General features: G+C 48.2%; 14 protein-coding genes. 13 read left to right on the top strand and 1 reads right to left on the bottom strand.

Annotated features, from left to right (window positions below):
- Positions 1-3 precede the first annotated feature (3 nt).
- Genes qcrB through P403_RS0101650 form a run of 4 tightly spaced genes read left to right on the top strand, consistent with a single transcriptional unit; the run spans position 4 to position 2,886 of the window.
- Complete coding sequence (qcrB, locus tag P403_RS0101665) at positions 4-675, top strand: menaquinol-cytochrome c reductase cytochrome b subunit (RefSeq protein ID WP_012370658.1); 672 nt, start codon at positions 4-6, stop codon at positions 673-675.
- Between the two features lie 41 nt (positions 676-716).
- Positions 717-1,508: a menaquinol-cytochrome c reductase cytochrome b/c subunit gene (locus P403_RS0101660; RefSeq protein WP_029330628.1), complete on the top strand. Its 792-nt coding sequence runs from the start codon at positions 717-719 to the stop codon at positions 1,506-1,508.
- Between the two features lie 50 nt (positions 1,509-1,558).
- Positions 1,559-2,164, top strand: coding sequence for a DUF1405 domain-containing protein (locus tag P403_RS0101655; RefSeq protein ID WP_034800792.1), 606 nt, complete (start codon positions 1,559-1,561; stop codon positions 2,162-2,164).
- A gap of 44 nt (positions 2,165-2,208) precedes the next feature.
- Positions 2,209-2,886, top strand: coding sequence for a zinc metallopeptidase (locus P403_RS0101650; RefSeq protein ID WP_029330624.1), 678 nt, complete (start codon positions 2,209-2,211; stop codon positions 2,884-2,886).
- Positions 2,887-2,983: 97 nt separating this feature from the next.
- On the opposite strand, the gene P403_RS0101645 is transcribed toward P403_RS0101650, so the two are convergent.
- A complete protein-coding gene (locus tag P403_RS0101645; protein WP_029330623.1) occupies positions 2,984-3,871 on the bottom strand; it encodes a YitT family protein in 888 nt (295 codons plus the stop codon).
- A 178-nt stretch (positions 3,872-4,049) separates the two neighbouring features.
- On the opposite strand from P403_RS0101645, the gene bshA reads away from it, so the two are divergent.
- The 9 genes from bshA to P403_RS0101600 all read left to right on the top strand — a co-directional run bounded on the left by bshA (position 4,050) and on the right by P403_RS0101600 (position 13,160).
- Positions 4,050-5,192, top strand: a complete 1,143-nt coding sequence (gene bshA / locus P403_RS0101640; RefSeq protein ID WP_029330621.1) for an N-acetyl-alpha-D-glucosaminyl L-malate synthase BshA — start codon at positions 4,050-4,052, stop codon at positions 5,190-5,192.
- Positions 5,179-6,309 (top strand): CCA tRNA nucleotidyltransferase, encoded by a 1,131-nt coding sequence (locus P403_RS0101635; protein ID WP_034800788.1) that lies wholly within the window; start codon positions 5,179-5,181, stop codon positions 6,307-6,309. The genes bshA and P403_RS0101635 overlap by 14 nt, the downstream gene beginning before the upstream one ends.
- Positions 6,285-7,256 carry a biotin--[acetyl-CoA-carboxylase] ligase gene (locus tag P403_RS0101630; protein ID WP_029330617.1) on the top strand — a complete coding sequence of 324 codons (972 nt, stop codon included), beginning with the start codon at positions 6,285-6,287 and terminating at the stop codon, positions 7,254-7,256. The genes P403_RS0101635 and P403_RS0101630 overlap by 25 nt, the downstream gene beginning before the upstream one ends.
- 239 nt (positions 7,257-7,495) lie before the next feature.
- Entirely contained in the window at positions 7,496-8,335 is an 840-nt protein-coding gene (gene panB / locus P403_RS0101625; RefSeq protein WP_029330615.1) for a 3-methyl-2-oxobutanoate hydroxymethyltransferase, read from the top strand.
- Positions 8,332-9,162, top strand: a complete 831-nt coding sequence (gene panC, locus P403_RS0101620) for a pantoate--beta-alanine ligase (protein WP_029330613.1) — start codon at positions 8,332-8,334, stop codon at positions 9,160-9,162. The genes panB and panC overlap by 4 nt, the downstream gene beginning before the upstream one ends.
- A 3-nt stretch (positions 9,163-9,165) precedes the next feature.
- Entirely contained in the window at positions 9,166-9,549 is a 384-nt protein-coding gene (panD, locus tag P403_RS0101615; protein WP_029330611.1) for an aspartate 1-decarboxylase, read from the top strand.
- 101 nt (positions 9,550-9,650) lie between these two features.
- Positions 9,651-12,464: an ATP-dependent DNA helicase DinG gene (gene dinG / locus P403_RS0101610; RefSeq protein WP_029330609.1), complete on the top strand. Its 2,814-nt coding sequence runs from the start codon at positions 9,651-9,653 to the stop codon at positions 12,462-12,464.
- 61 nt (positions 12,465-12,525) lie between these two features.
- On the top strand, positions 12,526-12,696 hold the full coding sequence (locus P403_RS16365) for a YpmA family protein (RefSeq protein WP_012370646.1): 171 nt from the start codon (positions 12,526-12,528) through the stop codon (positions 12,694-12,696).
- Positions 12,693-13,160, top strand: coding sequence for a hypothetical protein (locus P403_RS0101600; protein ID WP_029330607.1), 468 nt, complete (start codon positions 12,693-12,695; stop codon positions 13,158-13,160). The genes P403_RS16365 and P403_RS0101600 overlap by 4 nt, the downstream gene beginning before the upstream one ends.
- Positions 13,161-13,163: the final 3 nt, after the last annotated feature.

Here is a 13,163-nt window from a genome sequence, read left to right as displayed (position 1 = left end):
GCGATGATGCAAAAAATCTATGATTGGATTGATGAGCGGGTTGACATCACTCCGCTTTGGCGAGATATCGCCGATCATGAAGTTCCAGAACACGTAAACCCTGCCCATAACTTTTCAGCATTCGTTTATTGTTTTGGTGGGTTGACGTTCTTTACAATCGTCATCCAGATTCTTTCAGGGATGTTCTTGACGATGTATTACGTACCAGATATCATCAACGCCCATGCGTCCGTGTACTACCTTCAAAACGAAGTAGCGCACGGTCAAATCGTTCGTGGGATGCACCACTGGGGCGCATCAGTCGTCATCGTAATGTTGTTCTTACATACATTACGCGTCTTCTTCACAGGATCATACAAAAAGCCACGTGAATTGAACTGGGTCGTCGGTGTCCTCTTGTTCTTCGTTGTCTTAGCACTTGGTCTAACAGGATACTTGTTGCCTTGGGACATGAAAGCATTGTTCGCGACGAAAGTTACGATTCAAATCGCGGAAAGCATACCGGTCATCGGTGGCATCGCGAAGACGCTCCTCGCGGGTGGAGAAATCGTCGGTGCAAGTACGATTGCTCGATTCTTTGCGATTCACGTCTTCTTCCTTCCTGCGGCATTGTTCGTCTTGCTCGGGGCCCACTTCATGATGATCCGTAAACAAGGGATCTCTGGACCACTTTAAACCGACAATCAATTTAGGCAACCTAAAAGGGGGAGAACACGATGCATCGTGGTAAAGGAATGAAATTCGTCACCGATTCACGGGTGTCGATCAACAACCGGATGCCGAATAAGTCGAAAGACTATTCTGAGTATCCAGGTCGGACGGAAGCGTTCTGGCCAAACTTCTTACTTCGCGAATGGATGGTAGGAGCGGTCTTCTTGATCGGCTTCATGACGCTGACAATCGTTGAAGCAGCACCATTACAAAACATCGCTGACCCGACGAATACGTCGTACATTCCGCTTCCGGACTGGTACTTCCTATTCCTCTATCAGCTCTTGAAATACCAATTTGCTGCCGGTCCGTATATTTTGATGGGGACTGTCATTCTTCCAGGTCTTGCTTTTACGGCGTTACTCGTAGCACCGTGGCTCGACCAAGGGATTGAACGTCGCCCGGCAAAACGTCCAGTCGCAGTCAGCATGATGTTACTCGGAATCGTCTCAATCATTTTCTTGACTTGGGAATCTGTTCAAACAACGCACTGGGATACGATCCATAAACAAGGTGAGTTGACGATGAACGAAGGTCCAGAAATCGATACAGCGGCGAAAGGGTATGAAATTTACTCGAACCAGTCATGTGTCAACTGTCATGGTAAGAACCTCGAAGGTGGAGCAGCCGCTCCTGCCCTCGTCGGGACACAAAAGACAGAAGATGAAATTTATGAAATCGCAGATAAAGGTGTCGGTGCGATGCCTGCTGGACAGTACAAAGGTTCAGATGCAGATCGTAAAGAACTCGCTAAATTCATCGCTTCTTACGGTGAAGGCGGAGAGAACAATAAATAAGAGAAGAGCCGGGGGAATGATTCCTCCGGCTTTTGTCTATCATGAGGTGAATGAATGTGCCGTTTTTGCAGATTTTAAAACATAAAGCCCTCCTTTGGCCGCTCGGATTAATCAATCTAGCGGGAACGTTATACGGATATTATTGGTATCAACCGCAACTCGAGACGGCGAAATGGTACTATTATCCGTTCATCCCGGACAGTCCGACGGCGTCGCTATTTTTTACGATCATCGTGTTTTTATGGATCTTCAATCGTCGTTCCCGACTGTTTGAAGCGCTCGCGTTCGTCACGTTGATTAAATACGGTGTCTGGGCCGTCGTCATGAATGCCTTGATGCTTCAAGAACTCGGGACAAGTAACAGTTATTTGACGGCGATGGCACTGATGTTGATGGTCTCGCACGGCGCGATGGCATTCCAGGCACTGCTTTATGTTCCATTCATGACGTTTCGCGTCAAGGAACTTGTCCTTGTCTCGATTTGGGTCATCCATAACGATGTCGTCGACTACGTGCTCGGTCAGTGGCCACGCTATCCGGCGCTCGCGGAGCATATCCAGTGGATTGGCTATGGTTCGTTCTGGTTGACGGGATTATGTATTTTGATGGGATATTTCTTTGTCGCACGCGATTCGATTGACAATAAGGTCGCTTGAACGTAAAATAAGGATATAATCTTTTAAGAAAGGACAGATGTTACATGGCTAACTATCTGATTTACCTCGCCATCATCATCATTGTTCCCATTTGGGCACAAATGCGAGTCCGAAAAACGTATAAAAAATACCAAGAAGTTCCGATTCATAGTGGGGTGACAGGCGCTCAAGTCGCTGACTTCATCATGAAACAGAATGGGATTACGGATGTCCGTCTCGAACCAATCGGCGGAACGATGTCCGATCATTACGATCCGACGAATAAAGTCGTTCGTCTTTCGGAAGATGTGTATCATGGTTCAACAGTTTCTGCTGTCTCGATTGCAGCGCACGAAATCGGGCACGTCATCCAAGATGCGACGGACTATAACATGATGCGTGTCCGTCACCGGATTGCACCTGTTGCGTCAATTACGTCGAATCTGTCATTCCCGTTATTACTCGTTGGTTTCTTCGCTGGGATGACTGGTCTTGCGATGCTTGGTGTCATCTTGATGCTCGGTGCCGTCGTCTTCCAGCTCGTGACGTTGCCGGTTGAGTTCGATGCGTCGAAACGGGCGATGGCTCAGTTAACGGAACACGGGATCATCGATGCGGAAGAAGAGCGTGGCTCACGCCGTGTCTTGAACGCCGCCGCCTGGACTTACGTCGCTGCGACACTCGTCGCTGTCGCGGAATTCCTCCGCCTCGCTTTGATGGTCTTTGCACCGTCTGACGAGTAATTCAAGAGTAACGCGTACAAATTAATAAAAAATAAACACCCGGCTGGTTCGATCTTCTTCTTCAGAATCGAATCATACGGGTGTTTTTTTTTTGTTTTTACGTTTCCTTGATCGGAACACGATTTTCATCGAACGTAAATCCTTCGCCGGTTACTTCATACACATCATGGAGTGTGATGAAAGCATGTTGGTCAACTGTTTTGACGAGCGTCTTCAACCGGGTGATTTCATTGCGGGCGACGACGACATACAAGACTTCGAGGTCGCGACCTGAGAATCCACCTTTCGCGAGTAACCGCGTCGTTCCGCGGTTCATCGTCGCGTGAATCCCGTCGGCGATCTCCGTCCGGTGATCACTGATGATCATCGCGGCTTTACCAGCATACGTTCCTTCCTGCATCCAGTCGATGACACGGGCCCCGACGTAGACGGCAAGTAACGTATACATCGCCTGTTTGTAGTCGAGGTATGTCAATGAAGCGACGATGACGAAAAAATCAAAGATCATGAACGTCCGACCGATCGACCATCCGAAATACCGCTTCGTCAGTCGGGCGATGATATCGACCCCGCCCGTCGTCCCGCCGTTGTTGAAGATGATGCCGAGGCCGACACCGATGAAGACACCGGCGAACAACGAAGCAAGCACCATATCGTCTTTCAACATGATTTCAAGCGGTGAATATTTGGCGATTAAGCCGTACCAAAGAGAAAAGCTGAACGTGCCGATCAAGGTATAGATGAACGTCGTCCGCCCAAGCATTTTATAGCTGACGAAAAATAACGGGACGTTTAGGACGAGGTTCGTAATCGACGGGGATAAACCGAACAAACCCTTTAAAATAAGGGTGATTCCCGTGAATCCACCCTCAGCTAACTCATTTTGAACATTAAAATGATAAATGCCGAACGCAAAAATAAATGATCCGATTAAAATCCAAAAAATATTTCGGAAGCGAATCGGAAATTGAAATGGGGGTGCCATATCAGGTTGCTCCTCTCTAACAAGACTCTTTCTCTAGGGTAACGGTAGACGTTGAAAAAGACTAGCTTTTCTACGGAAATCTCCTTGAAAAGTGGTCGATGTAGTTTTTAAGAGGCGTTTTGTTTACAATTGAATCGAGAAGACAAGCTTAACCTAATTAAAGAGAGAGTGATCTTATATGAAAAAGTCGATTGGAATCCTTTGTTACCCGTCCGTAGGTGGAAGTGGTGTCGTCGCGACGGAACTCGGGATGAAACTTGCGGATCGTGGGCATGATGTCCATTTCATTACATCAAGCATGCCGTTTCGCCTGACGGAATATCGTCCGAATATCACGGTTCACCTCGTAGAAGTCAACCAATATTCAGTATTTAAATATCCGCCTTATGATATTACATTGGCTTCGAAAGTCGCAGAAGTCATCGATGTGTTCGATCTCGATATCATCCATGCCCACTACGCCGTCCCGCATGCCGTCTGTGCAGAGCTCGGACGCAATATGGCGAAGAAGAAAGGCGTCGCTGTCGTGACGACTTTACATGGAACGGACATCACGGTCATCGGTCAAGACTTAGAGATGCAGCCAGCCATCCGTTACGGAATCGAAAGTTCGGATGCTGTGACGGCCGTCTCGGAAAGTCTAGCTCTTGAGACGAACATGACGTTGCATGCCGAGTACGATATTGACGTCATTGCGAACTCGATTGATGAGAGTGTGTATTATCCGATGCGCGACGAACGCCTTAAGCGACATTATGGGATTGAGCCGGGAGAAGTCGTCGTCATACATATTTCGAACTTCCGTCCGGTCAAACGCATCGATGATACGTTAGTCGCGTTTGCAATTGCTGCAAATAATCGTGACATGCGGTTATTACTCGTCGGAGATGGTCCGGAGATGGGGCAGACGCGCCGCCGGGCAAAAGAACTCGGGGTCTATGAAAAAATCATCTTTGCCGGAAAACAAGAACATGTCGCCCAGTTGCTCGCAATCAGTGACATTCATTTATTGTTGTCGGAAAAAGAGGCGTTCGGACTCGTCGTCCTTGAAGCGATGGCGGTCGGAGTCCCAAGTGTCGTCTCGAATGCCGGTGGCTTACCAGAAGTGATCCAAGACGGACAAACCGGATTCATCGTTCCGACGTATGACGTCAAGGCAGCGGCGGAACGAATCGGCCAGTTAGCCGATACGCCCGAGTTACGCGAACAGATGGCGGGTGCCGGAATCCGCGATACACGGCAACGGTTCGATTCAAATGAAATCGTCCGGAAGTATGAACAGGTCTATGAACGGGTGTGTGCACGATATGAAAATGTCTGAGTTGGCGAATACGATCATTGAAACAATCGAACGTGCAGGTGGCGAAGCGTATGTCGTCGGTGGAGCTGTCCGCGACACGTTACTCGGACGCGTGCCTGGCGATTATGATTTAGCGACGTCACTCTTGCCGGACGAGGTCATCCCGTTGTTTCCGGTCGTCATCCCGACCGGACTCGAGCACGGGACGGTGACAATCGTCTTAGAACACGTACCGTTCGAAGTGACGACATTTCGTTCCGAGTCAACCTATAGCGACCGCCGTAGACCAGATCACGTGACGCTTGGCGTCTCGCTGGAAGAAGATTTGACACGACGTGATTTTACGATCAACGCGATGGCGTTAAAACCAACTGGGCTCGTCGATCTCTTTGGCGGACAATCCGACCTTGCGAACAAAATCATTCGGACGGTCGGTCGGCCAGAAGAGCGCTTCGAAGAAGATGCCTTACGGATGATTCGTGCCTTTCGCTTCATGAGTCAGCTCGAGTTTTCGTTAGACGATTTGACGGAGCGGGCCATCGCGAAGCAAGCGGAGACGATTCAACACGTCGCGATCGAACGTGTCGCGATTGAGTTCGAAAAACTACTCCTTGGACCGGGGCGTGCTGCAGCGTTGCAAGCAATGTTACGCACGGGACTCGCGACCTATCTTCCGCACGTCACTTCAGAAGTGATGGGACGATTAGCACAATCACCATTACAGGGTGTCTCAACAGAAAATGTGTGGACGCTGCTGCTCGACGCCGGCTTTCCGCAAGAACGGTTACGTGTCTTTAAACGTTCGAAAAAACAGGAGCAACGGGCAAAACGACTCGTAGCGCTTGTTCGACTGGAGCAACTAACGGACTGGCAACGGTATACATTGACGGACGAGGAATTGCTCGCCTTAAACCAAATGACAGGTCGGAGTCACGCAGACCGGACAACTTTAGCGATCCGTTCATTAAAAGATTTACGAGTCGGCGGACGCGACATGATTGCTGCCGGGCTGAAAAAACAAGAAATTAAAGAAGCACTCCACTATTTGGAACAGCATGTCGTAAGCGGACGGCTTGAAAATCAACGTTCGATTCTGTTAGAGGAAGTGAGCAAATGGAAAAATCAACACGAGACTTAATCTTGCAACGATTGATGCAGACGGATTGGATTTCAGGTCAAGATTTAGCTGACCAGTTAAATATTTCACGTACCGCTATTTGGAAACAAATTGCGTCCTTAAAAGAAGCAGGGTACGCGATTGAATCGAATAAAAAAACCGGGTACCACCTCGTCGATCGTGGTGATCATTTAACAGCACTTGCAATCGAACAGTACTTACAGACGAAATTTCTCGGACGCGATATTTTTCATGTCGAGGAGACGGAGACGACGCAACGGATTGCGCATGATTTAGCACAACAGCAGGTCAAAGAAGGGAAACTCGTCGTCTGTGACTACCAGACGAGTGGGCGCGGACAGCTCGGTCGTGTCTGGCACGAGACGAAAGGGAATGGAATTGCAATGAGTTTGATAGTAAGACCAGACGTCCCGCTCGATCAAGCTGGACAATTAACACTCGTGTCCGGCATTGCCCTAGCGACATCTTTACGTGAGTTCGACGTGCCAGTGACAATCAAATGGCCGAATGATTTATTGATTGATGGTCGAAAGGTCGCAGGGATTTTGACGGAAATGCAGACGGAAGCAAACCGGATCAGCTCGGTCATCATTGGAATTGGAATCAATGTCCACCATGACGTCTTCAGTACGGCAATCGCTGATCGGGCGACGTCCCTTAAACTCGCGACCAATCGAACGTTTCGGCGGGCAGAAATCGTTGCATCCTTCTTAAATCAGTTTGAGCAGATGTACGAACGGTGGTTGGTCGATGGATTCGGCTCTTTTGTCGAAGCGTGGGAACATCTTGCGGATAAGCTCAATCAACCCGTTACACTACGCTCGCGTCAACAAACCTTGTCTGGTTATTTGCGCGGAATTCGTGCCGATGGAACGCTGATGGTCGAAACGGACCAAGGAATGGAAGCATTCCATTCGGCGGAACTCGTCTACTGGGCAGAAAACTAAAATCCCGACGTTTGCAGTTGCCAATTTGAATCATGTATAATAAGGCGAAGGATGATAGCCGTTAGGAGTCATACCGGTAGAAAACTTTTTTTATCGCTAGTACGACCTGCCTTGATCCTATTTCGGACAGGGACAGAAGGACGATGTTGCACTTATTCACGCCTTCTTTCCTATGGGTATTTTTAGGAAGGAAGGCGTTTCCTTTTGTCCTCTCTACACTAACGAAGGAGAGAACACACATGCACACAATGACACCTTTATTAAAAAAGCAAGCAACAGGAGAAAAACTTGTTATGTTGACGGCGTATGATTATCCGTCAGCGAAATTAGCAGAAGCAGGAGCCGTCGATCTCTTACTCGTCGGTGATTCGCTTGGAAACGTAATTTTAGGATATGATTCGACGATTGCCGTGACGGTTGAGGACATGATTCATCACGCACGAGCTGTTCGGCGTGGGGCACCGAAGACGTTCATGGTCGTTGACATGCCGTTCGCAAGTTACCACGGTTCGTTCGACCGGACGCTTGATGCTGCGGCACGTATTTTTCAAGAAAGTCAGGCTGATGCCTTGAAACTTGAAGGTGCAGGCGACATCTTGACGACGATTCGTCGCTTGACGGACGCAGGGATGCCTTGTGTCGCACATCTTGGATTGACACCCCAATCCGTTGGCGTACTCGAAGGTTTTAAAGTACAAGGAAAATCGCTTGCAGCAGCTGAACAGTTGATTGCAGACAGTTTAGCAGCGGAACAAGCCGGTGCGAAGATGCTCGTCCTAGAATGTGTCCCGCACCAACTTGCGAAACGAGTCAGCGAATTACTTCAGATTCCTGTCATCGGAATTGGTGCCGGCGTTGATGTCGATGGACAAGTCCTCGTCTACCATGACATCCTGACATATGGTGTTGGACGTCTACCGAAGTTTGTTAAAGCGTATACGGACTGGAATACGTCAGGGACAGCAGCGATTGCTAGCTACGTCGAAGAAGTAAAACAAGGTGTATTCCCATCTATTGAACATACGTTCACGATGGATGAAGAATTGATCGATTCGCTTTATGGAGGCGGTAAAGAATGAAAGTCATTCAAGACATCGACGAACTACGGCAAGAATTAGCAGCCTATGACTCAATTGGGTTTGTCCCAACGATGGGGTTTTTACATGAAGGACACGGATCATTGCTTGAACAAGCACGCCGCGAAAATGAAATCGTTGTGTTAAGCATCTTCGTCAACCCGACACAATTCGGACCGAATGAAGATTTAGAACGGTATCCACGTGACGAACAACGCGACCAACAGTTGGCGCGTGCAGCAGGGGTCGATTATGTATTTTATCCGACGAATGAGACAATGTATCCGCTCGATATGGCACGCGTGATGGTCAGAACAGGCGACGATGTCCTTTGTGGTGCGTCACGACCAGGACATTTCGATGGTGTCTTGACGGTCGTCAGTAAACTGTTGAACATCGTGCGTCCGACCCGTGCGTATTTCGGACTGAAAGATGCTCAGCAGTTAGCTTTGATTGAAGGGTATGTCGCAGATTATTTCGTTCCGGTCGAGATTAAACGGTGTCCGATTATCCGGGAAGCGGACGGTCTCGCAAAGTCCTCACGAAATGTCTATCTGTCTGAGCAAGAACGCAGTCAAGCACCGCGTTTGCAACAAGCTCTACAGCAAGCAAACGCGTTACTTGAAGCAGGCACAGCCGTCGAGGAAGTCGTCGAACGGACGAAAGATGCTTTGCATCTTGAGGGAACAGCGCTTGATTATGTCGAAGCGGTCGACTATCCGACGCTCGGACCGGTTACAGCAGAAACGAAAACGATTTTATTAGCCGTCGCGGTTCAGTTTGAATCAGCACGCTTGATTGATAATTTACTTTATACGAGAGGAGCATGATTTATGTTACGGACATTCATGCACGCTAAACTACACAAAGCTCGAGTGACGGAGGCGAACCTCCATTACGTCGGTTCCATCACGATTGATGAAGATTTGCTTGATGCAGTCGGAATCTTTGAAAATGAAAAAGTTCAAGTGACGAACAATCAAAATGGTGCCCGGATCGAAACGTATGCGATCAAGGGTGAACGTGGCTCTGGTGTCATTTGTTTGAATGGTGCGGCCGCTCGCCATTTCCAAGTTGGAGACGAAGTCATCATCATGGCATATGCACAATTGACGAATGAAGAAATCCTCGTCCACGAGCCAAAGGTGGCTGTTCTCGATGAAACAAATAACATCAAACAGATGCTTTCTCAAGAAATCGCGCATACGATCTTATGAAATTCAGAGACCCGGAACACATTCGGGTCTCTATTTTTGTTAAGATGAAACATGAGAAGTTCGATACGTAACAGATGGATGGTTAAAGGTGGAGATAAGTCGTGGAGAAGAAGTATGTGGTGATCGACCTAGAGACGACAGGTCATTCGATTAAAGCTGGAGATGAGATGATTGAAATCGGCGTAGCGGTCGTCGAACAAGGGCAAGTGACGGAACGTCTGTCGGCTTTCGTTCGACCGAAAAAGCCGATTCCGCCGTTCATCTCGCAATTGACAGGAATATCCGATTTAGATGTAAGGGACGCAGACACATTTGATGTCATTGCACCGCGCGTCCTCTCGATGTTAGATGGCGGAGTGTTTGTCGCGCACAATGTCCAATTCGATTTAACATTTTTAAATGAAGCGCTTGAAGAAGAAGGTTACTTACCGTATACCGGTCCCGTCATCGATACGGTCGAACTGGCACGGATTCTATTACCGACGGCAGAGAGTCACTCCTTATCGCACTTGACGGAAAGTTTACAGTTGACGCATCAAGAAGCTCACCGGGCGGGCAGCGATGCAGAAGCGACGGCAGAATTATTACTCGAACTGTTAAGTCGACTTCGCGAGCTACCGCTCGATACATTAAAACAGTTGCGTCGCTTAGCCCCAAAATTATTCAGCGCGATGGAAGAAGAGATTGATTTTGCGATTCAAGCCGTCGGCATCGAGACAGACGATCGGTTCGATTCGTTCCGAAAGATTGTGCTGAAAAAACGTCTTGATCCGGAACTGATGCCGAACCGGTCGGAACTCCAGCCATTCGGACCGTTCGTTGATCACTTGAATCAAGAAATCTTTCCAAAGCTATTCAACGGCTATGAACAACGAACCGGTCAACTTGAGATGATGCGCCATGTCTATCAATCACTTGATCAAGAAGTACCATTGCTCGTCGAAGCTGGGACGGGTACCGGAAAATCTCTTGGCTATCTTGTTCCGGCGACACATTATGCGATTGAACACGAGACGCCGATTATCGTCAGTACACATACGATTCAACTGCAAGAGCAACTGTTCGCCCGTGATTTACCGCTGTTGCGTCAACTGTTCGATGCCCCAGTCGACATTACATTGCTCAAAGGGCGGAACAATTATATTGATTTACGTAAATTCGAGTTTTTCCTGAATGAAACAGAAGAACCGTATAATTTTACGTTAGCGAAAGCAACATTGCTCGTTTGGTTGACTGAAACGACGACGGGAGACTTGGAAGAAGTCAGTCTTCCTGGTGGAGCAGCACAAGGGAACATCGCCATCAAACAGTTGATCCAGTCGGATAGCCAGTCGCAACTCGGGCGATTCGATCCATGGTTTAGCCGTGACTTTTTCCAACATGCCGTCCGTAGAGCGAAGGACGCGACGATCATCGTCACGAACCACGCCTTATTGTTTAGTGATATTCAGTATGAGGCGGGTGTCTTACCGAAAGGCTGTCCGTTGATTTTAGATGAGGCCCATCAAATCGAGGAAGTCGCGAGCCACCATTTCGGACTCGTCTTCGACGGGCATTCATTCGACCGGATTTTTAGACAACTCGGATTCTCCGCGGATAAAAAATCGTTGACGCGTCTCGTCAGCCTCTCCGATCAGTTTGATTTGACGGAGATGGTCGAAGCGCATAGTGAAGTGATCGATGAGACGATGACGGAGCTAATCGAAGAGGCAGATAACCTGTTGATGATCATCCAAGCCTATGGACTTGATCTCTCTTCCCGGAAAGAGCGACGGGAAGGGCGTGTCACGGTCCGCTTCAAACGACTCGATCATTCGATGCGGGCCGTTCAGGAAAGTGCGAAACGGGTCGAATTGGTCTTACGTCGATTACGACAAGCGATTCGGGCGATTCATAAATTATTCCACGATCAACGCGAACACATGAGTTACCGGGAACGGTCCGTCGTCGCGGATCTCAAATCCGTGATCGGTCAAATCGAGGATGTCGAGAATGCGATTTTTGAGACGATGCTCGCGCCTCATGATGAAACAGTATCCTGGATTGAGACGACTGCAAAAAATCGGAAGTTGACACGGATTTATACGCAACCAATCGATATTTCAGAACGCTTATACCGGGATGTTTTCTCGAAACGGACGAGCATTTTGACATCCGCCACGTTGACGGTCTCGAATAAGTTTCAATTCATTGAAAAGCGGCTTGGTTTAAGCGAACTCGAGACACGGCGGTTCATTGTCCCGTCACCATTCGGGTACGCGGAAAAAGTCCGGCTGATGGTTCCGACGGACTTGCCGTTACTGCAGGACGTCCCACCTGCGAAATATGCCGAAACGATTGCGGAAGCAATCATCGAAATCGCTGAAGTGACGGAAGGGCGGATGCTCGTTTTGTTCACATCCAATGACATGTTGCGACAAACGCATGATGCGACGAAGCAGGCACTTCCGGCACGTTTTACGTTGCTGTCGCAAGGCATCACGCAAGGATCCCGGCAGCGCTTGATGAAACAGTTTAAGCAACTCGATGCCTGCATTCTTTTTGGGACTGCGAGTTTTTGGGAAGGGATCGATGTTCCGGGTGACGACTTAAGTTGTCTTGTCATCGTTCGTCTACCATTCGCACCGCCTGACCAACCCATCGTTCAGGCACGATCGGAACAAATCGAACAACAAGGTAAATCTTCGTTTTTCGAATACAGCTTACCGCAAGCGATTATTCGTTTTAAACAAGGGTTCGGTCGTTTGATTCGAACGACGAATGACCGTGGTGTCGTGTTCGTGTTTGACCGTCGAATCGAGACGACGCGTTACGGAAAACGTTTTGTTTCAAGTTTGCCAAATGTACCTGTTTTATCAAAACCACTTCAAGAATTGACGGCAGAACTCGAATTGTTCTTGAATGATACGGATTGAGTCTATTAAAATAACCATTATCGCATTATAATAGGTTAAGAAAAATGAGGGAGGATATAAGATGGATTCGAAAATCGAGACACTCGCAACGGTCAAGGTCAATCGCCATGACGATACGTACAAAATCGTAGACTTATTGAATCGCACGTTAAAAACGGAGGACTTAATGTTTGGTTTAGCGCTAGATGAGAAAGACAAGGAGCAGATGGTCTTCACCATCTACCGCACATGAAGTGGAAAATCGCCATCGGTTTGATTTCGGTCGTTCTTTTGCTTACGCTAATCGGTACAGGAATCTACCAGTTAACGGTTGGTGAAGCAAAGGGACGAGAACAAGAAGTCGTCAAGCGGGCAGAAAAACGCTTAACACAAGAAATGGCCCCGGACGCCGTGACATTCGAAAATGTCTTTAACGGAAAAGACCAGTATACCGTCTTCTCGATTAAAAAAGAGGGAGAGGCGTTACGCGCTTTCGTCCCGTCAAAAGGTAAGATTGAGACACGCCCGGTTAAAGACGGCATTAAGGTGGATGAAGTCATTCGTCAAAGTGGAGATCAAGGAAAAATCGTTTCCACGAAATATGGTTTCGAAGATCGCGCCTTAATTGAGATCGTCGCGGAAACCGAGACGGGCTATGAATATTCGTACTATACGTATCAAGAGGGATCTTTCATCAAACGACTACGGATTAACTAAAAG

This window comes from Exiguobacterium oxidotolerans JCM 12280 (assembly GCF_000702625.1).
GTDB lineage: Bacteria > Bacillota > Bacilli > Exiguobacteriales > Exiguobacteriaceae > Exiguobacterium_A > Exiguobacterium_A oxidotolerans.
Note: the sequence above shows the minus strand (reverse complement) of the source record. Positions and strands in the feature narration are given on the sequence as shown.

Bases quoted from the DNA above. Each gene is read 5' to 3' on its own strand.
- qcrB (WP_012370658.1), top strand. From the start codon at position 4: ATGATGCAAAAAATCTATGATTGGATTGATGAGCGGGTTGACATCACT.
- P403_RS0101660 (WP_029330628.1), top strand. From the start codon at position 717: ATGCATCGTGGTAAAGGAATGAAATTCGTCACCGATTCACGGGTGTCG.
- P403_RS0101655 (WP_034800792.1), top strand. From the start codon at position 1,559: ATGAATGTGCCGTTTTTGCAGATTTTAAAACATAAAGCCCTCCTTTGG.
- P403_RS0101650 (WP_029330624.1), top strand. From the start codon at position 2,209: ATGGCTAACTATCTGATTTACCTCGCCATCATCATCATTGTTCCCATT.
- P403_RS0101645 (WP_029330623.1), bottom strand. From the start codon at position 3,871: ATGGCACCCCCATTTCAATTTCCGATTCGCTTCCGAAATATTTTTTGG.
- bshA (WP_029330621.1), top strand. From the start codon at position 4,050: ATGAAAAAGTCGATTGGAATCCTTTGTTACCCGTCCGTAGGTGGAAGT.
- P403_RS0101635 (WP_034800788.1), top strand. From the start codon at position 5,179: ATGAAAATGTCTGAGTTGGCGAATACGATCATTGAAACAATCGAACGT.
- P403_RS0101630 (WP_029330617.1), top strand. From the start codon at position 6,285: ATGGAAAAATCAACACGAGACTTAATCTTGCAACGATTGATGCAGACG.
- panB (WP_029330615.1), top strand. From the start codon at position 7,496: ATGCACACAATGACACCTTTATTAAAAAAGCAAGCAACAGGAGAAAAA.
- panC (WP_029330613.1), top strand. From the start codon at position 8,332: ATGAAAGTCATTCAAGACATCGACGAACTACGGCAAGAATTAGCAGCC.
- panD (WP_029330611.1), top strand. From the start codon at position 9,166: ATGTTACGGACATTCATGCACGCTAAACTACACAAAGCTCGAGTGACG.
- P403_RS16365 (WP_012370646.1), top strand. From the start codon at position 12,526: ATGGATTCGAAAATCGAGACACTCGCAACGGTCAAGGTCAATCGCCAT.
- P403_RS0101600 (WP_029330607.1), top strand. From the start codon at position 12,693: ATGAAGTGGAAAATCGCCATCGGTTTGATTTCGGTCGTTCTTTTGCTT.